This is a genomic window from Streptomyces sp. NRRL WC-3605 (assembly GCF_001509795.1).
GTDB classification, from domain to species: Bacteria; Actinomycetota; Actinomycetes; order Streptomycetales; family Streptomycetaceae; genus Streptomyces; species Streptomyces viridochromogenes.
Genome location: NZ_LLZN01000038.1, coordinates 1 through 21,307 on the forward strand (window position 1 = coordinate 1; position 21,307 = coordinate 21,307).

At 73.1% G+C, this 21,307-nt stretch carries 15 protein-coding genes; 3 read left to right on the forward strand and 12 right to left on the reverse strand.

Features of this window, described 5'->3' with window-relative positions:
- Positions 1–311: 311 nt before the first annotated feature.
- Positions 312–1,319 (reverse strand): stage II sporulation protein M, encoded by a 1,008-nt coding sequence (locus ADL34_RS06800; RefSeq protein WP_062664457.1) that lies wholly within the window; start codon positions 1,317–1,319, stop codon positions 312–314.
- 129 nt (positions 1,320–1,448) lie between these two features.
- Here ADL34_RS06800 and ADL34_RS06805 point away from each other — a divergent pair, with 129 nt between their 5' ends.
- Positions 1,449–2,372 carry an RDD family protein gene (locus ADL34_RS06805; RefSeq protein WP_062664459.1) on the forward strand — a complete coding sequence of 308 codons (924 nt, stop codon included), beginning with the start codon at positions 1,449–1,451 and terminating at the stop codon, positions 2,370–2,372.
- A gap of 21 nt (positions 2,373–2,393) precedes the next feature.
- Here ADL34_RS06805 and ADL34_RS06810 read toward each other — a convergent pair whose 3' ends face one another.
- Together ADL34_RS06810 and ahcY are read right to left on the reverse strand one after the other, a co-directional pair.
- Positions 2,394–3,008: a hypothetical protein gene (locus tag ADL34_RS06810; protein ID WP_062664461.1), complete on the reverse strand. Its 615-nt coding sequence runs from the start codon at positions 3,006–3,008 to the stop codon at positions 2,394–2,396.
- Positions 3,009–3,195: 187 nt separating this feature from the next.
- On the reverse strand, positions 3,196–4,653 hold the full coding sequence (ahcY, locus tag ADL34_RS06815) for an adenosylhomocysteinase (RefSeq protein ID WP_062664463.1): 1,458 nt from the start codon (positions 4,651–4,653) through the stop codon (positions 3,196–3,198).
- Positions 4,654–5,089: 436 nt separating this feature from the next.
- Here ahcY and ADL34_RS06820 point away from each other — a divergent pair, with 436 nt between their 5' ends.
- Positions 5,090–7,138, forward strand: coding sequence for a fructose-specific PTS transporter subunit EIIC (locus tag ADL34_RS06820; protein WP_062664465.1), 2,049 nt, complete (start codon positions 5,090–5,092; stop codon positions 7,136–7,138).
- 64 nt (positions 7,139–7,202) lie between these two features.
- On the opposite strand, the gene ADL34_RS06825 is transcribed toward ADL34_RS06820, so the two are convergent.
- From ADL34_RS06825 to ADL34_RS06850, 7 genes are all read right to left on the reverse strand, one after another.
- On the reverse strand, positions 7,203–8,183 hold the full coding sequence (locus tag ADL34_RS06825) for a cation diffusion facilitator family transporter (protein ID WP_062664467.1): 981 nt from the start codon (positions 8,181–8,183) through the stop codon (positions 7,203–7,205).
- Positions 8,184–8,356: 173 nt separating this feature from the next.
- A complete protein-coding gene (manA, locus tag ADL34_RS06830; RefSeq protein ID WP_062664469.1) occupies positions 8,357–9,508 on the reverse strand; it encodes a mannose-6-phosphate isomerase, class I in 1,152 nt (383 codons plus the stop codon).
- A 134-nt stretch (positions 9,509–9,642) separates the two neighbouring features.
- Positions 9,643–10,770, reverse strand: coding sequence for an SIS domain-containing protein (locus ADL34_RS06835; protein WP_062664471.1), 1,128 nt, complete (start codon positions 10,768–10,770; stop codon positions 9,643–9,645).
- Between the two features lie 202 nt (positions 10,771–10,972).
- A complete protein-coding gene (locus ADL34_RS34650; RefSeq protein ID WP_078883827.1) occupies positions 10,973–11,143 on the reverse strand; it encodes a Trm112 family protein in 171 nt (56 codons plus the stop codon).
- Positions 11,144–11,268: 125 nt separating this feature from the next.
- Positions 11,269–12,633 carry a phosphomannomutase/phosphoglucomutase gene (locus tag ADL34_RS06840; protein WP_062664473.1) on the reverse strand — a complete coding sequence of 455 codons (1,365 nt, stop codon included), beginning with the start codon at positions 12,631–12,633 and terminating at the stop codon, positions 11,269–11,271.
- Positions 12,634–12,747: 114 nt separating this feature from the next.
- Entirely contained in the window at positions 12,748–14,364 is a 1,617-nt protein-coding gene (locus ADL34_RS06845; RefSeq protein WP_062664475.1) for an L-lactate permease, read from the reverse strand.
- Positions 14,365–14,518: 154 nt separating this feature from the next.
- Positions 14,519–14,947, reverse strand: coding sequence for a DUF3499 domain-containing protein (locus tag ADL34_RS06850; protein WP_079033994.1), 429 nt, complete (start codon positions 14,945–14,947; stop codon positions 14,519–14,521).
- A 291-nt stretch (positions 14,948–15,238) separates the two neighbouring features.
- Here ADL34_RS06850 and ADL34_RS06855 point away from each other — a divergent pair, with 291 nt between their 5' ends.
- Positions 15,239–15,685 (forward strand): metallopeptidase family protein, encoded by a 447-nt coding sequence (locus ADL34_RS06855; RefSeq protein ID WP_079033982.1) that lies wholly within the window; start codon positions 15,239–15,241, stop codon positions 15,683–15,685.
- Between the two features lie 33 nt (positions 15,686–15,718).
- On the opposite strand, the gene ADL34_RS06860 is transcribed toward ADL34_RS06855, so the two are convergent.
- Both ADL34_RS06860 and ADL34_RS06865 read right to left on the reverse strand, forming a co-directional pair.
- The gene (locus tag ADL34_RS06860) at positions 15,719–17,275 is read right to left on the reverse strand and encodes a DUF5719 family protein (RefSeq protein WP_062664480.1); all 1,557 of its coding nucleotides are present in this window, start codon (positions 17,273–17,275) and stop codon (positions 15,719–15,721) included.
- Positions 17,272–21,072 carry a glycosyltransferase family 2 protein gene (locus ADL34_RS06865; protein WP_079033983.1) on the reverse strand — a complete coding sequence of 1,267 codons (3,801 nt, stop codon included), beginning with the start codon at positions 21,070–21,072 and terminating at the stop codon, positions 17,272–17,274. The genes ADL34_RS06860 and ADL34_RS06865 overlap by 4 nt, the downstream gene beginning before the upstream one ends.
- Between the last annotated feature and the right edge of the window lie 235 nt (positions 21,073–21,307).

Genomic DNA, 21,307 nt, shown 5'->3' on the forward strand with positions numbered 1-21,307 from the left:
TCCGACTCTATCAGATCTTTCCGATCCGATTTCCTCGGTGCTTTCCAGGTTCCCGCTTCCGCGTTTCCCTTTCCGGCGGTTCCGACTTTATCAGAAGTTTTGGACCGGACTGACCGGCCGTTCTTTTCCGATTCATCGGGAGAGGCTTCTCGGGAATCGATGTTCCACCGAAGCAGATAGGTTCTCAACCGCCCGGATCGGACTGCGTCCGCTTCCAGGCAACTGTTCTAATCTACCTCCCCGCTCGCGCCGTGTCAACGGCTCTTGCGGGGCGAAGAGGAGACTAGCAGCTCATCAGGCCCGTACGCACATCAAGCGGCGGTCGGCACGGCCGCGCTGCGCTCGGCCTGCTCGACATCACCCGTATCGCCCTCACGCGCGGCTCGGCCGCCGACGACATAGACGTAGACGAGGAAGGCCAGTTCGGCGAGGACGCCGATGGTGATGCGTGCCCAGGTGGGCAGTCCCGAGGGGGTCACGAAGCCTTCGATGGCGCCGGACACGAAGAGGACGAGCGCGAGGCCTATCGCCATGCCGAGGGCGGCTCGGCCTTCCTCCGCCAGGGCGGAGCGCCGGCTGCGAGGGCCGGGGTCGATCAGGGTCCAGCCGAGGCGGAGGCCGGTGCCGGCGGCGACGAAGACCGCCGTGAGCTCCAGCAGGCCGTGCGGGAGGATCAGGCCGAGGAAGGTGTCCAGGCGTCCTGCCGACGACATCAGGCCGATGCCGACGCCGACGTTGAGCATGTTCTGGAAGAGGATCCAGAGCACGGGCAGGCCCAGGAAGACGCCGAGGATCAGGCAGAGCGCGGCCGCCCAAGCGTTGTTCGTCCAGACCTGGGCCGCGAACGACGCCGCCGGATGGCTGGAGTAGTACGTCTCGTACTGGCCGCCGGGGCGGGTGAGTTCCCGGAGCTGACTGGGGGCCGCGATGGTGGCCTGCACTTCGGGGTGGGTGCCGATCCACCATCCGAGGAGGACCGCCACCAGCGTGGACAGGAGCGCGGTCGGCACCCACCAGTGGCGGCAGCGGTAGACCGCGGCGGGGAAGCTGTGCGCGAAGAAGCGGGTCACGTCGCGCCAGGAGGCTCGGCGGGTGCCGGTGACGGCGCTGCGCGCGCGGGCCACGAGCTGGCTGAGGCGGCCGGTCAGCTGGGGATCCGGTGCGCTGGACTGGATCAGGGACAGGTGCGTGGCCGCCCGCTGGTAGAGGACGACGAGTTCGTCGGTCTCGGCGCCCGTGAGCCTGCGTTGCCGGCCCAGCAGGGTGTCGAGGCGGTCCCACTCCGCCCGGTGGGCGGTGACGAAGACGTCGAGGTCCATCTGCTTTCCTGCTCCCCGGCTGTTCGTCGGCGGTTCCTGGTGGACGTCAGCTTGTCGTACTGCGGCGCGACGCGCCCTCAGCTTGGCAGACTGGCTGCTCAAGGGGCAGGTCAGGGAAGGACGGTCGGCGTGAGTGAGCTGGTGACGGGCGAGGCGGTGGCGCTGGAGCTGCGCCCCGCGAAGCTGCCCAGCAGGGCCTTGGCCGTGCTGCTGGATCTGGCGGTGGCCGTGGTGGCGTACATCGTCGTGACCATCAGTGTGGTGGCCGCGACGGCGTCGCTGGACGAGGCGGCGCAGGCCGCGCTGTCGGTCGGGCTGTTCGTGTTGCTGCTGGTCGGCGGGCCGATCGCGGTCGAGACGCTCAGCCATGGGCGCTCGCTGGGGAAGCTGGCCTGCGGGCTTCGGGTGGTGCGGGACGACGGGGGGCCGATCCGGTTCCGGCACGCCCTGGTGCGGGGTCTCATCGGTGTCATCGAGATCCTGCTGACGCTCGGCGTGATCGCCGTCATCGCGTCGCTCGTCTCCGCGCGCGGACGGCGGCTCGGGGACGTCTTCGCCGGGACGCTCGTCGTACGGGAACGGGTGCCTGCTGCGCGGACGGGGTTCGTTCCGCCGCCTCCGCCGTGGCTGGCGGGGCGGTTCTCGGCGCTCGATCTGTCGGCCGTGCCGGACGGGCTGTGGCTCTCCGTCCGGCAGTACCTCACGCGCATGCAGACCCTGGATCCGCAGGTCGGCTGGAGCATGGCGCAGCGGCTCGCGACGGAGCTGGCGGGCCGTACGGGCGCGCCGGTGCCGCCGGGCGTCCCGCCCGCCGCCTATCTCGCCGCGGTGCTGCACGAGCGGCAGACGCGGGAGGCCCGCCGCGCCTTCGCCGCGGCACCGCAGGGCGGTGACCGTCCGAGCGTCGCTCCCGCAGGAATGCCCGCGCCTCAGGAGGCCGCGCCCTATCGGCTGGAGCCCTCGGAGCCCTATCGCCCGGTGCCGCAGGACCCGCCCGCCGAGGACCGGTCCGGCGGCTCGCGGCCGTCCACCGGGTTCGTTCCGCCCGCCTGATCCCTTCGGCCGGGGTCTCGGTCAATTGAACGTCGACGGCGGGGAGTCCAGGTCCTCCAGCTCGATGCCGGGGGCCGCGAGGACCACGTCGCCGGCGATGTGGACGGTGTGCCGCTCGCCCGTGTCCAGGGCGGTGACCTCGTACTCGTCCACGGTCAGGGGGCCGTTGTCAGTGGCGTGTGTTTCGCTGTTCACCAGTGCCCAGGACTGGTCCACGGTGCGGGGGGCGAGGACCGGGTCCGTGAGGGCCACCAGGCGTACGCGGGTAGCGGAGGCGGAAGGGGTGAGGCGCAGCAGACGGGTGGTGGCGACGAGGAACGCGGGGGACGTCCCGGTGAAGGCGTGGGCGGGCACGTTGCCTTCGGTCGCCTCGGTCCCCGTGGGGTCGGTGCGCACCCAGGTGACGCCGTCGAGGGCGGCGCCGCGGACCTGCCAGTCCCCGGCGTGCAGTTCCAGGCGGAGGGGGCGGCCGAGCGCGTCGAGGGTGAGGTCGACGGAGCCGCTGTCCTGGCCGGCGGGGGTGGTGCGCCGGGCGACGTAGCGCCAGCCGGACGGGCCGGGGGCGCACTGGAAGTGTTCTTGGGCGAGGGGGGTGTGATCGTGCGGATCGAGGAGCGAATAACGGCCGCGGGGCATCGGGGTCCTGGGGCTTGACGGGCGGTCCGGTCTCGCGAGCGGTCCGGTCGTGACGGGCTGGTCCGGCCGCGCGGGCCGAGTTGCGTACGCGCGAGGGGCGTACGGGCCAAAGGGGCAGGCCCCCGGCACGGGGGTGCGGGGGCCTGCCTCGGTGGATCGGCTGCTGCCGAGGGAGCGGAGTGCTCGCTCAGTAGCGGTAGTGGTCCGGCTTGAAGGGGCCGTCGACCTCGACGCCGATGTACGCGGCCTGCTCGGGGCGGAGCTTGGTCAGCTTCACGCCGAGCGCGTCCAGGTGGAGACGGGCGACCTTCTCGTCCAGGTGCTTGGGCAGCGTGTAGACGCCGGTCGGGTACTCGTCAGGCTTGGTGAACAGCTCGATCTGGGCCAGGGTCTGGTCCGCGAACGAGTTGGACATCACGAAGGACGGGTGGCCGGTGGCGTTGCCCAGGTTCAGCAGGCGGCCCTCGGACAGCACGATGATCACCTTGCCGTCCGGGAAGGTCCAGGTGTGGACCTGCGGCTTGACCTCGTCCTTGACGATGCCGGGGACCTTGGCGAGGCCGGCCATGTCGATCTCGTTGTCGAAGTGGCCGATGTTGCCGACGATCGCCTGGTGCTTCATCTTGGCCATGTCCGAGGCCATGATGATGTCCTTGTTGCCGGTCGTGGTGATGAAGATGTCGGCCTTGTCGATCACCTCGTCGAGGGTCGTGACCTGGTAGCCGTCCATCGCCGCCTGCAGCGCGCAGATCGGGTCGATCTCGGTGACGATCACGCGGGCGCCCTGGCCGCGGAGGGACTCCGCGCAGCCCTTGCCCACGTCGCCGTAGCCGCAGACGACGGCGGTCTTGCCGCCGATCAGGACGTCGGTGGCGCGGTTGATGCCGTCGATGAGGGAGTGGCGGCAGCCGTACTTGTTGTCGAACTTCGACTTGGTGACGGCGTCGTTCACGTTGATCGCCGGGAACAGGAGGACCCCGTCGCGCTGCATCTCGTACAGGCGGTGGACGCCGGTCGTGGTCTCCTCGGTGACACCGCGGATCTCGGACGCCAGCTGGGTCCACTTCTGCGAGCCGTCCGTGATGGTGCGGTGCAGGAGCTCGAGGATGACGCGGTGCTCGTCGGACTCGGCGGTGTCGACGTCCGGGACCTTGCCGTCCTTCTCGTACTCGACGCCCTTGTGGACGAGGAGGGTGGCGTCACCGCCGTCGTCGAGGATCATGTTCGGGCCGCCGGTGGGGCTGTCCGGCCAGGTCAGCGCCTGCTCGGTGCACCACCAGTACTCCTCCAGCGTTTCGCCCTTCCAGGCGAAGACCGGGATGCCCTGCGGGTTCTCCGGGGTGCCGTTCGGGCCGACGGCGATCGCGGCGGCGGCGTGGTCCTGGGTGGAGAAGATGTTGCAGGAGGCCCAGCGGACCTGGGCGCCGAGCGCGGCCAGGGTCTCGATCAGCACGGCCGTCTGCACGGTCATGTGCAGCGAGCCGGTGATGCGGGCGCCGGCCAGCGGCTGCGCCTCGGCGTACTCCTTGCGGATCGCCATCAGGCCGGGCATCTCGTGCTCGGCGAGGGTGATCTCCTTGCGGCCGAACGCGGCCAGGGAGAGGTCGGCGACCTTGAAGTCCTGTCGGCTGTCGACAGTCGTCATTACGGGCTGCTCCTCGGTATCGGGGCGAGGGTGGGTACGGCTGGTCTGCGCGGCGGCGGACACCGGGGTGCCCCGAAGAGGGCACAGGCGTGCCCGCGTGCGCGCAGCGCAGTCGTCGGAGGCCCTCTCTCCCTCGGCCGGTCCGCGGTGGGACCGCCCGACCGCCATCAGCAGCGACGTCTGGCTCCGTTCCAAGCTACACCGGGATGCCCCGCGATCCCCAGCCCGCCTCCGAACGGTTCGCGCCATCCCGGGGGGCGTGCGCAGAGCGGGTGAAGGCCGCGCGGAGGCCGGGGGCGGGACCGCGGTGAGGGGTGGCAGTCTCTTTCGAGTCGGCCGCGTGGTGGTGCAGGATGCCCCGCAGATCGGGACCCCTGATCGGCCCGCGCGGCACCTGGGACGGTGGGCGCGCGGGACATGGCGTTAGGAGATCGACGTGACCAGTCCAGCCGGCCCTCCCCCCACGGGCGGCGGTGGCGAGCAGCGCAGTGTGAGGTTGCTCGCCGTGACCGCGTGCCCGACCGGCATCGCCCACACGTACATGGCCGCCGAGAAGCTCGCGCAGGCCGCCGAGAGCCGTGGCATCGACATGAAGGTGGAGACCCAGGGATCCATCGGGGCGGAGAACGTCCTCGATGACAACGATGTCGCCCAGGCGGACGGGGTGATCGTCGCCGCCGACAAGGACGTGGACCTGAGCCGTTTCGCGGGCAAGCGGGTCCTGACCGTGGGGGTGGCGGAGGGCATCCGGCACCCCGAGCAGCTGATCGACCGAGTGCTGTCGGCACCCGTGCACGTGGCAGGGGGCGCCCCCACCGCCCCCGCCTCCGCTGGCGGCCGGGAGCGTGGCGCCGGGTACAAGGCGCTGATGAACGGGGTCAGCTACATGATCCCGTTCGTCGTGGTCGGCGGGCTGCTGATCGCGATATCGCTGTCGCTGGGCGGGCACACGGACCCGTCGGGCGGCCTCGTCATCCCGAAGGACTCCTTCTGGATGGACGTGAACAACATCGGCGTCATCGGCTTCACGCTGATGGTGCCGATCCTGTCCGGCTACATCGCCTATGCCATCGGCGACCGGCCCGCGCTCGTGCCGGGCATGATCGGCGGCTGGATCGCGAACACCGGGGAGCTGTACGACTCCAAGGCGGGCGCCGGGTTCATCGGGGCCATCGTGACCGGGTTCCTCGCCGGGTATCTGGTGCGGTGGATCAAGAAGGTCAAGGTCCCGAAGTTCGCGCAGCCCATCATGCCGATCATCGTGATCCCGATCGTGGCGACCACGGCGCTCGGGCTGTTCTTCATCCACGTCATCGGCAAGCCGATCTCCTGGGTGTTCGAGCACCTGACCGACTGGCTCGGCGGGATGACGGGGACCAGCGCGGTCCTGCTGGGCGCGATCCTCGGCCTGATGATCGCGTTCGACATGGGCGGGCCGGTCAACAAGACGGCGTTCCTCTTCGGCGCCGGGCTCATCGCGACCGGGAACCAGACCGTCATGGGCATGTGCGCGGCCGCGATCCCGGTGATGCCGCTGGGCCAGGGCCTGGCCACGCTGCTGCGCAGGCGCCTGTACTCCGAACAGGAGCGCGAGACCGGGTTCGCCGCGCTGTTCATGGGCTGCTTCGGCATCTCCGAGGGCGCGATCCCGTTCGCGGCGGCGCGGCCCGCGCAGGTCATCCCGGCCAACATGCTGGGCGGTGCGGTCGCCGGGGCGATCGCCGGAGTGGCCGGGGTCGAGGACGCCGTGCCGCACGGCGGGCCGATCGTGGCCGTGCTGGGCGCGGTGAGCGGGGTGCCGATGTTCTTCGTGGCCGTGGTGATCGGGTCGGTGGTGACCGCGTTGACGACGGTCGCCCTGGTCGACGTGAGCGAGCGCGGCCGGCGGGGCGCGGTGGCGCCGGCCGGGGCGGGTGCGGTTGCACCGGAGCCCGTGCCGGTCGGTGCGGGTGCCGGTGGGGCCGCGGCGCCGGTGGAGTCCGCTGCCGCCGTGCCCGCCTCCTCCGCGTCGTCCGCGGGTGGGGCCGGGGAGGTGCTCTCCGGTCATCTGACCGAGCGCACGGTGCGGGTCCGGCTGGACGCGGCGGACAAGGCGGCCGCGATCCGCGAGATGGCCGCCCTGCTGGCGCGCAGCGGCCGGGTCGTGGACGAGGACGAGTTGGTGGCGACCGCGCTGCGGCGGGAGGAGCAGGGCACGACCGGGCTCGGTGAGGAGATCGCGGTCCCGCACGCCAAGACGGACGCGGTGAGCGCGCCGGTCGTCGGTTTCGCCCGCTCCGCCGAGGGCGTCGAGTGGGACTCCCCGGACGGTACGAAGGCCCGGCTGGTGTTCATGATCGCCGTACCGGAGGCGGCCGCGGGTGACGAGCATCTGCGCATCCTGGCGCTGCTGTCGCGGAAGCTGACGGATGCCGGCTTCAGGGAGCGGCTGCTGGCCGCGCCGGACGAGGGGGCCGTCGTGGAGGTGCTGCGCGAGGTCGGTTAGCGGGGATCACATGCCGAGGGGCCCGCCGGAAGTGTTCCGGCGGGCCCCTCGGGGTGAGCGGGTGTCAGTGGGCGGTGTCCTGCGGGGTGGGGCCGCCCGGCGTCGCCTCGGGGTCGGCGCCCTTGGCCGCCTCGGCCTCGCTGTAGATGTCGGGTTCGAGGTAGATGACGCGGGCGATCGGGACGGCCTCGCGGATGCGGGCCTCGGCGGCGTTGATGGCGGCGGCGACCTCACCGGCCGTGTCGTCGTGCCGCACCGCGATCTTGGCGGCGACGAGGAGTTCCTCGGGGCCGAGGTGGAGCGTGCGCATGTGGATGATGCCGGTGACGGTGTCGCCGTCGACGACGGCGGCCTCGATCCGCCTGGTCTCCTCGGCGCCCGCGGACTCGCCGAGCAGCAGCGACTTGGTCTCGATGGCCAGGACGACCGCGATCAGGACGAGCAGGACGCCGATGCAGATGGTGCCGACGCCGTCCCAGACGCCGTCGCCGGTCAGCAGGGCGAGGCCGACGCCGCCGAGGGCCAGGATCAGACCGACCAGCGCGCCGAGGTCCTCGAGGAGGACGACGGGGAGCTCGGGCGCCTTGGCGTGGCGGACGAACTCCTTCCAGGACTTCCCGCGGCGGGTGACGTTGGACTCCTTGATGGCCGTCCGGAAGGAGAAGCTTTCGGCGATGATCGCGAACACGAGGACGCCGACCGGCCAGTACCAGTGCTCGATCTCGTGGGGGTGCTTGATCTTCTCGTAGCCCTCGTAGAGGGCGAACATGCCGCCGACCGAGAACAGGATGATCGAGACGAGGAAGGCGTAGATGTAGCGCTCGCGGCCGTAGCCGAAGGGGTGTTGGGGGGTCGCCTCGCGCTGGGCCTTCTTGCCGCCGACGAGCAGCAGGGCCTGGTTGCCGGAGTCGGCGAGCGAGTGCACGCCTTCGGCGAGCATCGACGACGAGCCGCTGAACGCGAACGCCACGAACTTCGATGCAGCGATCGCGAGGTTGGCGGCGAGTGCCGCCACGATCGCCTTGGTACCGCCTGACGCGCTCATGTGTCGCGTTGTCCCTTCGCCTTCGGAGCCTTCGTGTCTACGTCGTCCTGGCGTCGTCCGGGCGTCGTCGGCGAGGGCTCGCTGCCCCCGGTCGGCTTTGCCCGGCCTTTGCCGGTGGGCCATTGTCGCAGCCGGGCCGGCGCCCGGGACGCCGGGTCGCCGGATGCCCTCGGTCAGGCGACGACCGTGGCCCGGAACAGCGTGCCGGCACCGGACACTTCGGCCTTCTCGCCCGCCGGGACGAAGACCGACCGACCCGGCGTCAGGTCGTGTTCCCCGGCGCGGACGGAACCCGACGTGCAGAGCAGGATCTGCGGGGTCGCGCGGGTGAGGTCGTGGGCGGTGGTGCCCTCCGGGAGGACGTACCGGGAGAGCCGGAACTCGTCGATCGGGGTCTCGTAGACCTCCTCGCCGTCGGGTGCGGCCTCCGGGCGCAGCACTCCGGGGTCGCCCGCCTCGAAGCGGACGATGCGCAGGAGTTCGGGGACGTCGACGTGCTTGGGGGTGAGGCCGCAGCGCAGGACGTTGTCGGAGTTGGCCATGAGCTCGACGCCGAGCCCGTTCAAGTAGGCGTGCGGGATGCCGGCGCCGAGGAACAGGGCTTCGCCGGGCTGCAGCCGGACGTGGTTGAGGAGCATGGCGGCGATGACGCCGGGGTCGCCGGGGTAGTGGTGGGCGATGCCGGCGTACGGGGCGTGCTCGCCGCCGAGGCGGTCGCAGGCGGCCGCGGCCTCGGCGACGGTGTGGGCCATGGCGTCGCGGTCGGCGGTGAGGATTGCGGTCAGCACCTCGCGCAGGGCCGCCTCCTCGGGGCGCGCGTGCAGCAGGTCGACGTACGGCTTGAGGGAGTCGACGCCGAGGGCGTCCAGCAGGGCGGCGGCCCGGAGGGGGTCGCGGAAGCCGCACAGGCCGTCGAACTCGGTGAGCGCGCAGATCAGTTCGGGCTTGTGGTTGGCGTCCTTGTAGTTGCGGTGCCCGGCGTCCACGGGGATGCCGCGGCGCTCCTCGTCCTCGTACCCCTGCCTCGCCTGCGCGAGGTCGGGGTGGACCTGGAGGGAGAGCGGGGCGCCGGCGGCGAGGAGCTTGAGGAGGAAGGGCAGGCGGGGGCCGAACTTGGCGACGGTCGCCGCGCCCAGTTCGCGTTCGGGGTCGGCCTCGATGACCTCGACGAGGGTGCCGCGGGCCGTGCGCGAGGGGGCGCCGGGGTGGGCGCCCATCCACATCTCCGCCTGCGGTTCGCCGGTCGGCTCGACGCCGAGGAGGCCCGGGAGGGCGGTGGTGGAACCCCAGGCGTAGGGACGGACGGTGTTGTCGAGGCGGTCCATGCGGGTTCTGCCTGCTCTCTGTGCGTGCGTGCCGGCGCGTACGAGCGCGGGTCTTCGGTGGGACACGAGGCGCGCCCGGGCCCTCGTACGGCGATGCGCGCGCGTACGGCCGCCCGGTGCGCCCCGGGACAGGTCTAGGCGCCCGAGGCGAGCGCCAGGTAGACGGCGGCGAAATCCGTGACGGCGATCAGTTCCGCGAGGGTCTCCAGCTCGTCGCCGGGCTCCGGTTCGAGCTCGCTGATCGGGGTGTCGTGGCTGAGGGCCAGGTCGCGGGCGGCGGGCGCCGCGGTGAGGCCGCCGATCGGCCGGTCGCGCAGCAGCACCACGCGCGCGTGCAGGGCCGCGGGCTCCTCGACGCGGTCCCGGAAGAAGTCGTCGGGGTCGGCGCCGGCCGCGAGCCGGCCGGCGAGCAGGGCGCTGTGCGCGGAGAGGGCCTCGGGCAGTTCGGCCACGAGGGAGGGGTGGCCGGAGAGCTCGGCGAGCGCGGCGGCGAACCGGCGGCCGGCCGGGCCCGCGGACACGCCTTCCGTCCACACCAGCGGGAGCGCGTCGGCAATTTCGGCGGCGAGCGTCTTGGCCGGGTTGCTGTACGTCGCGACGGCGGGTCCGCAGCGCTCGGCGACGAGGTCGAGGCGGTCGGCGACCTTCTGCACGACGTCGGGCGGGGCCGCGACGATCCCGGTCCGGTCGAGCAGCGCGAGGAGGGGGGTCAGCAGCGCCCACAGCACGCCGGGCGAGGAGGCGGCGAGCGGGGTGTCCAGTTCGTAGGGCGCGGTCGCCATCGGCACGAACAGGCCGTGGCTGTCGCGCACGGCCTCGGCGAGCGGGGAGTCGGCGGGGGACACGGCGACGACGGTGCAGCCGCGCCGGTAGGCCTGCTCGGCCAGCAGCGACAGGCCCGGCTCGCTGCCGTCGGGGGTGGCGATCAGCAGCAGGTCGACGGAGCCGGTCCAGCCCGGCAGCTCCCAGCGCAGGGCGCCTCCGGCCGGTGCGACGCCGGTCGGCGCGAGGCGGGCCACGGGGCTGGTGGCGCCGGCGAGCGTGCCGAGGAGGTCGGCGACGCAGATGGCGGCGGCGCCGGGCCCCGCGATCAGGATGCCGCGGGGGCGTCCGTCGGGCTTGAGGTCGTGGACGCCTGCCTCGGTGGCGTGCCGGGCGGCGGTGCGGACGCGGGCGCCCGCCTCGGCCGCGCCGCGCAGCAGGGCACGGCGGTCGGCCTCCGCGAGCGCTTCCGGCGCGTCGAGCAGCGATTCGTCGAGCATGGGCGGAGGGCCTCCGATCGCCGGGTCGTCTGGCGGCTCTGTCGTGCCGGTGCGTCGGTGCGGGTGCTTCGTGCGGGGTCTTGGTGCGGGGTGTCTTCGTACGGAGTCGTCGTGCGGGGTGTCTCCGTGCGGTGCCGCCGGGTCCTGGAGGGCCCGCCGGCGCCGGCCGTGAGCCCACCGGCCCCCGGCCGTGCAGTGGGTGCTACGCGGGGCGGCGGGCCTCGTCGACCAGGAGGACGGGGATGCCGTCGCGGACGGGGTACGCCAGACCGCAGTCCTGTCCGGTGCAGACCAGCTCGGTGTCCTGCTCCTCCAGGGGGGCGTGGCAGGCCGGGCAGGCGAGGATCTCCAGGAGGCCGGCTTCCAGCGGCATGGCGGGTCCCTTCGGGGCGTTTCGGTGGTGCTCGCGTGTGCGGATGTGCCCGGTCAGCGTACCGCCGGTGGGGGCGGCTCGCGGGCGCTGCCCTGCGGGGCGGCCGGGGCGGCCCCGCGCGGGGCTCAGGCTCTGATGATGGCCAGGGCCTCGTCCCGCACCTTCGCCATCGTGGCCTCGTCGCGGGCCTCGGCGTTGAGCCGCAGGAGGGGCTCGGTGTTGGACGGGCGGACGTTGAACCACCAGTCGGCGGACGTCACCGTGAGGCCGTCGAGGTCGTCCAGGGTCACGCCGTCCTGTCCCTCGTAGGCGGCCCGGATCGCGGCGAGGCGGTCCGCCTGGTCGGCGACGGTGGAGTTGATCTCGCCGGAGCCGGCGTAACGGTCGTACTGGGCGACCAGCCGGGACAGGGTGCCGTCCTGGCCGCCGAGCGCCGCGAGGACGTGGAGGGCGGCCAGCATGCCGGTGTCGGCGTTCCAGAAGTCCTTGAAGTAGTAGTGCGCGGAGTGCTCGCCGCCGAAGATCGCGCCGGACTTCGCCATCTCGGCCTTGATGAAGGAGTGTCCGACGCGGGTGCGGACGGGCGTGCCGCCGTGCTCCCGGACGACCTCGGGGACGGACCACGAGGTGATCAGGTTGTGGATGACCGTGCCCTGCCCGCCGTAGCGGGCGAGTTCGCGGGCGGCGACGAGGGCGGTGACGGCGGACGGCGAGACGGGCTCGCCGCGCTCGTCGACGACGAAGCACCGGTCGGCGTCGCCGTCGAAGGCGATGCCGAGGTCGGCGCCCTCCTCGCGGACCCGCTGCTGCAGGTCGACGATGTTCGCCGGGTCCAGTGGGTTCGCCTCGTGGTTGGGGAAGGTGCCGTCCAGCTCGAAGTACATCGGGACGACGTCGAGCGGGAGGCCCGCGAAGACGGTCGGGACGGTGTGGCCGCCCATGCCGTTGCCCGCGTCGACGACGACCTTCAGGGGGCGGATCGCGGTGAGGTCGACGAGGGAGCGCAGGTGCGCCGCGTAGTCCTCCAGGGTGTCCCGGCGGGTGACGGCGCCGGCCGTGGCGGCCGGGGCGGGGGCACCCGAGACGGTCCACTCCTCGACCAGGGCGCGGATGTCGGCGAGGCCGGTGTCCTGGCCGACCGGGGCGGCGCCGGCGCGGCACATCTTGATGCCGTTGTACTGCGCGGGGTTGTGCGAGGCCGTGAACATGGCGCCGGGCAGGTCCAGCGCGCCCGAGGCGTAGTACAGCTGGTCGGTGGAGCACAGGCCGATCTCGGTGACGTCCACGCCCCGCCGGGCCGCTCCGCGCGCGAAGGCCGCGGACAGACCGGGCGACGAGGGCCGCATGTCGTGGCCGGTCACGATCGCGCTCGCGCCGGTCACCTGCGCGAAGGCCGCGCCGAACAGCTCGGCCAGCGGCTCGTCCCACTGGTCCGGGACCACTCCACGCACGTCGTACGCCTTCACGATCTGCGACAGATCAGCAGCCACGGGCAACCCTCCTGAAAGTCCTCACCGGGGCCCCAAACTACCCGTCCGCACCGACAGCGGGGTGGCCCGGTCCCGAGTGGACCCACAGACGTAACCCGGCCGTCGGCGGGGAGGTCAGGGCAGCATCCAGCCGAGCACGGGGGAGCTCTGGCCGACCACGATCAGGCACATGAGCAGCAGCAGGCCCAGGCTCCAGGGCAGGACCTTGCGCAGCAGGTCGCCCTCGCGGCCCGCGAGACCGACGGCCGCGCACGCGATGGTGAGGTTCTGCGGCGAGATCATCTTGCCGAGCACACCGCCCGAACTGTTGGCCGCGGCAAGGAGGTCCGGCGACAGTCCCGATTGACGGGCGGCGGTGACCTGCAGGGCTCCGAAGAGGGCGTTGGCGGAGGTGTCGGAGCCCGAGACGGCCACGCCGAACCAGCCCAGCGCCGGTGACAGGAAGGCGAGTCCGGCGCCGGCCGCGGCGACGAAGTGGCCGATGGTGGCGGCCTGTCCGGAGAGGTTCATGACGTAGGCGAGGGCCAGCACGGACGTCACGGTCAGGATGGCGTACCGCAGCTCGTGCACGGTCGCCAGCCACTCCTTGACGGCCACGCGCGCGTGCACGCCCAGCACGACCGCCGTGCCCAGGCCTGCGAGCAGCACGAGCGTGCCGCCGGTGGAGACGATCGGCCAGCTGAAGACGTTGGCGCCGACCGGGGTGCCGCCGGAGTCGGCGACGTCGAGGAAGGGCCAGTCGTAGGTCTGGGTCGCGCGGGCCAGCCAGTCCTTGACCGGCGGGATCTGCGCGACGGAGAAGATCACCACGATCAGCGCGTAGGGGGCGTAGGCACGGACGACCTCCGCGCGCGGGTCGTCCTCGTCCAGTTCCTCGCTGCGGGTCCCGGTGAGCACGGACGCGCGTACGGCCTCGGTGGCGGGCACACGCGCGTGCGGTACGGCGACGAGGGCGCCGGCGCCGGCGAGGGCGGCGCCGATGTCGGCGAGTTGGGCGGAGACGTAGTTGGAGGCGGCGAACTGGGCCACGGCGAAGGCGACTCCGCACACCAGGGCCGGCACCCAGGTCTCGCGCAGGCCCCGCCTGCCGTCCACGAGGCCGACCAGCAGGAGCGGCACCACGAGGGCCAGCAGCGGTGTCTGACGGCCCACCACGGACGCGACGTCGTCCAGCGGCAGTCCGGTGACCTGGGCCAGGGTGACCACGGGGGTGCCCATCGCGCCGAAGGCCACGGGCGCGGTGTTGGCGACGAGCGCGACGACCGCGGCCCGGACCGGATCGAAGCCCAGCGCCACGAGCATGACCGAGCAGATGGCGACGGGGGCCCCGAACCCGGCGAGGGCCTCCAGCAGGGCGCCGAAGCAGAAGGCGACGACGAGCGCCTGGATGCGCGGGTCGTCGGAGAGCCGGCCGAAGGACCTGCGCAGGATGTCGAAGTGCCGGGTGCGGACCATCATCCGGTACACCCACAGGGCGTTGACGACGATCCACAGGATGGGGAAGAGGCCGAAGACGGCTCCCTGGGCGGCGCTGGAGAGCGTCTGGTCGAGCGGCATGCCGTAGGCGAGCCAGGCGACCAGGACGGCGCTCAGAAGCCCCGTGAGTCCGGCCAGGTGCGCCTTCATGCGGACCGCGCCCAGCAGGACGAGGACGATCACCAGCGGCAGGGCCGCCACCAGGGCGGACAGACCGAGGGAGCCGCCGACGGGCTCGAGTTCCTGCACGTACACGACGCCTCCCCGGATTCCGCCATACGGAAAGCGATTTCTCGTTCCGGCGTAGGAATGGTCGTGTCCGCGACAACCCGGCGTCAATGGGCGTGCGGCACCCGGGGCGAGGAGATCGCGGGGAAGGTGTGAAGGAAAGCGGCTGGAGGGCCGGACGTCAGTTGTCGGGCGACCGCAGCACGCGCAGGTGACCTCGCCGGGCGACTTCCATCGGGTCGGCCCCGCGCCCACCGCCGCCGCCGGCCCCGGCGGCGCGCTCCTGCGGACGGGCGGCCTCGCGCACGGCGTTGGCAAGCGCTTCCAGGTCGTCCCCGCTCGGGCGGGCCGGAGCGGAACCGTCCAGCAGCCGTACGACCTCCCACCCGCGCGGGGCGGTCAGGCGCTCGGAGTGCTCGGCGCACAGGTCGTAGCAGTGGGGTTCGGCGTAGGTGGCGAGCGGGCCGAGTACCGCGGTCGAGTCGGCGTAGACGTACGTCAGCGTCGCTACGGCGGGACGGCCGCAAGCGGTGCGCGAACAGCGACGTACAGGGCTCACGACGTTGGACGGTACCGCACTCTTGAGCGGGCCGCGACGACTCTCCCCCAGGTCACCCCACCGTGTCGTGGCGTGAAACACCCCACACGCCCCATTCACCCCACCTCTGTGACCTGCGGAGACAGAAGGCGCCCGTAAATGGCTCCGACCGGAAGTGGTCACCACTCACCACAAACCCCGTCAATTACCACGACGTCATCGGTCTGGGAGAGATACGGAAACGAGCCCAAGCTTGGCTGGAATGGTCATCTGCCGACATGCGGTACGGCCCGGCGCACACCGGCCCGACGGGCGCACGGAGATCCGGCGTGCGGCGGCCACGGGGACTACGCTTCGTCAGTGATGGACACCCCCGTACCGCCCCGTGCCGTCGGCCCCGGGCCCCGCCGCCGTGATCGCCACGGACGGGGCATGCGCGGCCCGATCGCACCACCCCAGGTCCCTCTGGCCGCCAGTCGCGCCGACGCGTTCGCCGACCTGGTCCAGGACTCCGTGGAGCGCCTGGAACGCCGCTGGCCGCAGCTCGCCGACATCGATTTCCTCGTCCTGGAGGTGCCGCGCCTGGACGGCACCGGCAGCTGGAACGACGAGGCGGTCCCGCTCGGCGGCACCGTCGCCGCGCGCGACGGCCGTCCGGCCCGGGTGGTCGTCTACCGCAGGCCGGTGGAGATCCGCACCAAGGGCCGGGACGAGCGCGCGGCCCTCGTGCACGAGGTGGTCGTGGAACAGGTCGCCGAGGTGCTGGGACTGACCCCCGAGACGGTCGACCCCCGGTACGGGGAGGACTGACCCCGGGGCCGGACCGGCACCGGGGTCAAACGCCTATTTCTGGAGCACCGAGAGGTCCTGCTCGGCGTCCGGGACGGCCACCAGGCCGCGGTCGTCGGGCAGGGTCTGCACGGTGAAGGCGGAGACGCCGTCCTTCCCGTCGGTGAGCGTCCGGGCCCCGTGGACCTCGCCGCCGGACACCGACTCCACCGTCAGGGCGTAGGTGCCCTTCAGGCCGCTCGGTACCGGTGCCTCGATCTGCTGGGTCGTCCCCGCCTTGATCGTGAACGACTTCGACGCCGCCGTGCCGCCCTCGCTGCCGGCGGACGCGGTGACCTTGACCTCGGCCGCACCGAACGGCGCCGTCAGCGACAGGGTCGTGCCCTTCGCCCGGTTGTCCACGACGGTCGCCCGCGTGCCGACCGGCCGGGTCGCCGGTATGAACGCCGTCTCCTGCCCGGCGCCCTTGCCGCGCACCACGCGCACCGCGGCGACCACCGGCACCGAGCGGCCCGTCGGGGTCAGCACCAGCGAGCCCGGCTCGCCGCGCATCACGTCGCCGAGGTCCACCGCGCCGGTCATGCCGGCCTTCAGATGCAGCGTCTCGTGGCCGGCCGGGGTGATCTGACCGGAGGGCGAGGCGAGCCGCACCTTCAGGTCCGCGTCCGCGTCGCCGGGCGCGAACGCGACCAGCCGCACCGCCGTCGCGTCCTTCGGGATGCCGGGTATCACGAGGCTCCCGGTGGGGTCGACGGACGCGCTCAGCCAGTCGCCGCCCAGCTTGTCGTCCAGAGCCTGCACCGAGGCGCCCACACGGCCGCTGCGCACGCTCACGTGCACGGTCATGTTGTCCTGCTTCTCGGTGGTGAGGGTGGACAGCAGGACCGGGTCGTCGGAGTGCGGCGGGACCGTGATGCCCTCACCCGCGGTGGTCTCCAGGGCGCCGTCCCGGCCGTACAGCTCGATGTCGACGACGGCGGCGGAGTCGTCCGGGTTCACCAGGTGGACGTAGTCCGTGCGGTCGGCCGCCGTGCTGGCGCCCGGGAACCAGAAGTCGGTGTCCGGTGCCGTGCAGGTGACGCCGAGCAGACCGCGGCCGGTGCCCGCGGCGACCTCGGTGGTCTGCTGCACGGTCCAGCCGGGCGCGAACTTCCCGTCGGCGGTCCCGGCCAGCGCCGGCGACTCCGAGCCGGAGTCCTCCACGGCGACCGGCTTGCCCGGCTCCTTGGCCGCCAGGACCGGCTTCGCGGCGGTGTCGGTCTTGCCCTTCCCGCCCTTGGCGTCCTTGCCGTCCTTGGCGTCCTTGTCCGGCTCCTTCTTGCCGTCCTTGCCGGGCTTGCCGTCCGTCGACTCGGTGGCGGCCGGGCGCAGTTCGGCCTTGCCCTCGGCGCCCGTCCCCTTGATGACGGGCGTGAACGAGGTGTACGTCGTCTCCGCCAGGTCCGAGACGCTCGGCGTGGGGCAGGTCAGGCTCGTGCGCTCCACGGGCAGTTCGGCGGCCGCGGCGGCCGTGCCGGTCCCGGACGTGTCCGGGGAGGTGACGGCCGCGAACCCGGTGACGGCGGCGAGGGCGGTGGCACCGGCGATCAGGGACAGGGTGGTGCGGTTCACTGCTGGCTCCCGTCGGAACGCTCGCTGCCGTGCGGATCCTGCCGCGCCGGGTCGTACGCGGGGTCGTAGCCCTGCGGGTAGGTCTGGCCGTAGGAGGCGTCGTAGGCCCCGGTCTGGTCCTGCCCGCCGTACGCGTACGGGTCGTACGGGGCGCCCTGGTACGGATCGCCCTGGTACTGCTGGTCGTAGCCGCCCGTGTACTGCTGGGCGTCCTGGTACTGCTGTCCGTTCTCGTACCGCTGGGCGTCCTGGTACTGCTGCCCGTCCTGGTACTGCTGGGCGTCCTCGTACTGATCACCCTGGTACTGGTCGCCCTGGTAGCCGCCGTACTCGGGGCCCGGGCTCGGGCGGCCGGGGGTGTCCCACTCGCCGTAGGAGCCCTGCTGCGGGATGTCCGCCGGGGCCGGCGGCTGTGCGGGCGGGAGCGGGAAGCCGTCGGCGTCGAAGGCGCCGGCCTCGGAGGCGGCGGCGTCGGCGGCGTCCGTCTGCGGAGCGGCCGCGGCCGCCTCGGCCTCCGCCTGGGCGCGCAGCCTGCGGGCCCGCCGCCCCTCGCCGGCCATGGCCTCGGCGGGGACGGGCTCCTCCTCGGGCAGGTCGTCGTCGATGTCGCGGCGCCGGCCCGGGAGGGCCATCACGACGAGGACGACGGCCAGGAGTCCCTGCGCCCACAGCCAGGCGGTGTGGGTGAAGGGGTCGTCGTAGGTGACGTCCAGGGTGCCGCCGGCGGCGGGCAGTTCGAAGCCCTGCGCCCAGCCGTCGACGGTCGTCGGGGTGAGCGGGCTGCCGTCCAGGGTGGCGGTCCAGCCGTCGTCGGCGGTGTCGGCGAGGCGCAGGACGCGGCCCTCGGCACCCGCCTTGATCGTGGTGTGGATGTCCACCGGTCCGGCCGCGACGGGCTCGGGCGCGGCGGACGCGGCTCCGGACCCGGCGACGATCGCCGCGCGGGAGACCTGCCGGTCGATCCGCCAGAGGGCGCTGCCCTTCTGCTGGCTGAGCCGCGACAGACCGGGCGTGGCGTCCAGCACGCGCGCGACCTCGCGCGGCGCGCCCTTGCTGACGAGGACGTAGCGCACGGCGAACGCGCCGAGCTGGTCGGCCTGGTCGGCGCCGGAGCCGGCGACGAGGTTGGCCACGATCTTGTCCAGCCGGGTGTTCTCCCCGTCGGCCAGGGCGAGTTCGGCGTCGCCGAGGCGGGCGCCGGAGCCGCGGACCAGGACATAGCCGACGCGGGCCGAGGAGTCGCTGTCGAGGACGAGGGTGCGGGCCTGGTCGCGGGTGCCGCTCTCCTCGGCGACGAACGCGGGCACCTGCACGGGGTTGCGTCGCTCCAGCGGTCCGTCGGCGCCGCGGATCATCCAGCCGGCGGCGAGCAGGAACGGCCCCGCCGCGGCGGCGAAGGCGACCAGGGCGGCGACCGGCTGGCGCCAGCCGAAGCTCTGCTCGGCCACGCGGGCGCGTGCCCCGTCGGCGCCGAGCAGGGCGGCGGCCAGCAGGGCGAGGCCGTACACGAGGGTGGCGGGCCCGGCCCAGGCCGAGCGGTTGGACAGGACCGCGAAGACGAGGCCGAGCAGCGCGACCGCCCACGCCGTCCGGATGGCCGGCTGCCGCTCGGAGCGCAGCAGGGCGGCCAGCGCGGCCAGCACGATCCCGACGAGCATCAGCCCGTCCACCGTGCCGGGGCCGCCGGGGCTGGCGTTGAGCAGGTCGAGGGCGGACGCGGCCGAGGGGCCGAAGTCCAGGCCGGCCTCCTGGAAGAAGCCGAACGGCAGCAGCGACAGCGACCAGGGGGCGAGCACCAGCAGGGGCACGCCGAGCTGGGCGAGGAAGCGCAGCCCGTAGGCGGTGATGTCGGTGCGGCGCACCGCGAGCAGGGCGAGACCGAGGACCAGCGCGATCGGCCACACGATCGGTGTGAAGGCGGTGGTGACGGTCAGCAGCAGGGCGTAGGCCCAGGTGGCGCGCCAGCTTCCGCGGGTGCCGTCGGGGTGCGCCAGGCCGCTGGCCGCGATGCCGGCGCGCGCGATCAGCGGCAGCAGCACGGCGAGGACGGCGGTGCCGATCCGGCCGCCGGCGAGGGCTCCGGTGGCGGCGGGCAGGAAGGCGTACACGACGGCCGCCCACGCGCGCAGCAGACGGGACTCGACGAGCGGGCGCGAGGCGAAGTACGCGGTGAGCCCGGCCAGCGGCACCGAGCCGACGAGCAGGACGGTGACGGCGAACCCGGTGGAGCCGAGCAGGAGGGAGGCGAGCGTCGCGACGATCGCGAGGTACGGCGGGGCGGAGGCGGTGCCGCCGGCGCCGACGGGGTGCCAGGCGTCCACGTAGTGCGCCCACAGCTCGCCGGCGTCGGCCGGGGCGGGCAGCAGGGCGCCGCCCGCCAGCGCGCCGCCGCCGAGGAGTTCACGGCAGGCGATCAGCGAGACGAGCAGCAGGACGAGGAAGAGCACCGGGGCGGGCTTGCGGGCGATGCGCTTGAGGCGCGCGAACTGCTCGATCTCCAGGAAGTCGGCGTCGTCGCCGCCGGGTCCGGACTCGATCGCGCTGCCGTGCCGGCCCGCGCCGGAGGCGACTTCGGGGTCGGAGCGGCCGACGACGCTGCTCGCGACCTGTTCGACGGTGGCCCGCACGGTCGCGCCGGGCGGGGGGAACAGGGCGCGCAGCTCGCCCTTGTCGATGACGGGGGCGCCGCGCCGGCGCCGGCCGGCGATGATCCGCTCGGGGCGCAGCAGGGTGCCCATGAGGCCGCGGATCTCGTCGAGGGCCTGCCCGGGGACCTTGCCGACGAGGTAGGCGAGGGTGCGCAGGACGGTGCCGAGGACGAGGCGCACCAGCACCCAGGGCAGCGCGGCGCCACGGGTGTTGACGAGGAGGGTGTAGACGGCGCCGGCCTTGTCGACCTTGTGCGGGGAGGCGGCGGTGCGGCCCACGCAGTCGACGGCGCGGCGCTCGCGGGAGGCGGCCTCGGCGTGCCGGACGACGGCCTCGGGGGCGATGAGGACGCGATGGCCGGCGGCGGTGGCGCGCCAGCACAGGTCGACGTCGTCCCGCATGAGGGGCAGGTGCCGGTCGAAGCCGCCGAGCTCCTCGAAGACGTCGCGCCGGATCAGCATGCCGGCGGTGGAGACGGACAGGACCGGGCGTACGTGGTCGTGCTGTCCCTGGTCCTGTTCGCGGCGGTCCAGGCCGGTCCAGCGGCGGCCGGAGTTGGCGATGGTGACGCCGACCTCCAGGAGCGCCCGGCGGTCGTACCAGCCGCGCAGCTTGGGGCCGACGACGGCGACGTCGTCGCGGCCCAGCTCGAGCTCGTTCTCCACGACGCGCAGCAGCTGGGCCAGGGCGTCGGGTTCGGGTGCGCAGTCGTCGTGCAGGAGCCACAGCCACTGCACCGGCTCCCCGTGGGGGAGTTCGGGCAGGTCGTAGGCGTCGTCGCGCCAGGTGCGGGTGACGGGGTCCCAGCCGCTGGGCCGCTTGAGATAGGTGAGGTCGTCCGGGGTGAGGACGGGGGCCGTGCGATTGGCCTCCTCGACGGCCTGGCCGAAGCCGGTGCGCCGGGCGAGGTGCAGGACGCGGTCGTCGCCGAGGGCGTCGGTGAGCAGCTGCGCGGAGTGGTCGGCGCTGCCGGTGTCCGCGGCGACGGCGGACTGGACGGGGCGCTCCTGGCCCAGCAGCCCGGCGAGCGCGTCGGGCAGCCAGCGGGCGCCGTCGTGGGAGACGAGGACCGCGGTCACCACATGACGCGGGAACTCAGGTGTGGCAGCGGCGTCGTGCTGGGCTGCCGTGTGGCTGTGCACGGACATCGAGGTACAGGCCCCGGTTCGATGGACTGCGGTGGACGCCTGTGTCCCCGGGGGACAGCGGGACGTCTCGGACGAGCGCCCACACTACTGGCTGGGCATCACAGCGGCCCGCCGCCTGTGGACAACCCACCCGCGACGGGCCGTTCGAGATCTGTTCGAGACGTTGGGAGATGCGGAGGTACGTACGGTTTCGCGCCGGCGCGCCCCGCCTCAGCTCTCCGGCAGGGAACACGGC

What these genes read in the sequence shown, in the direction of transcription:
- ADL34_RS06810 (WP_062664461.1), bottom strand. Translation starts at nt 3,008, where the DNA reads ATGCCCCGCGGCCGTTATTCGCTCCTCGATCCGCACGATCACACCCCC.
- ADL34_RS06800 (WP_062664457.1), bottom strand. Translation starts at nt 1,319, where the DNA reads ATGGACCTCGACGTCTTCGTCACCGCCCACCGGGCGGAGTGGGACCGC.
- ADL34_RS06825 (WP_062664467.1), bottom strand. Translation starts at nt 8,183, where the DNA reads ATGAGCGCGTCAGGCGGTACCAAGGCGATCGTGGCGGCACTCGCCGCC.
- ahcY (WP_062664463.1), bottom strand. Translation starts at nt 4,653, where the DNA reads ATGACGACTGTCGACAGCCGACAGGACTTCAAGGTCGCCGACCTCTCC.
- ADL34_RS06865 (WP_079033983.1), bottom strand. Translation starts at nt 21,072, where the DNA reads ATGTCCGTGCACAGCCACACGGCAGCCCAGCACGACGCCGCTGCCACA.
- ADL34_RS06835 (WP_062664471.1), bottom strand. Translation starts at nt 10,770, where the DNA reads ATGCTCGACGAATCGCTGCTCGACGCGCCGGAAGCGCTCGCGGAGGCC.
- ADL34_RS06855 (WP_079033982.1), top strand. Translation starts at nt 15,239, where the DNA reads ATGGACACCCCCGTACCGCCCCGTGCCGTCGGCCCCGGGCCCCGCCGC.
- ADL34_RS34650 (WP_078883827.1), bottom strand. Translation starts at nt 11,143, where the DNA reads ATGCCGCTGGAAGCCGGCCTCCTGGAGATCCTCGCCTGCCCGGCCTGC.
- manA (WP_062664469.1), bottom strand. Translation starts at nt 9,508, where the DNA reads ATGGACCGCCTCGACAACACCGTCCGTCCCTACGCCTGGGGTTCCACC.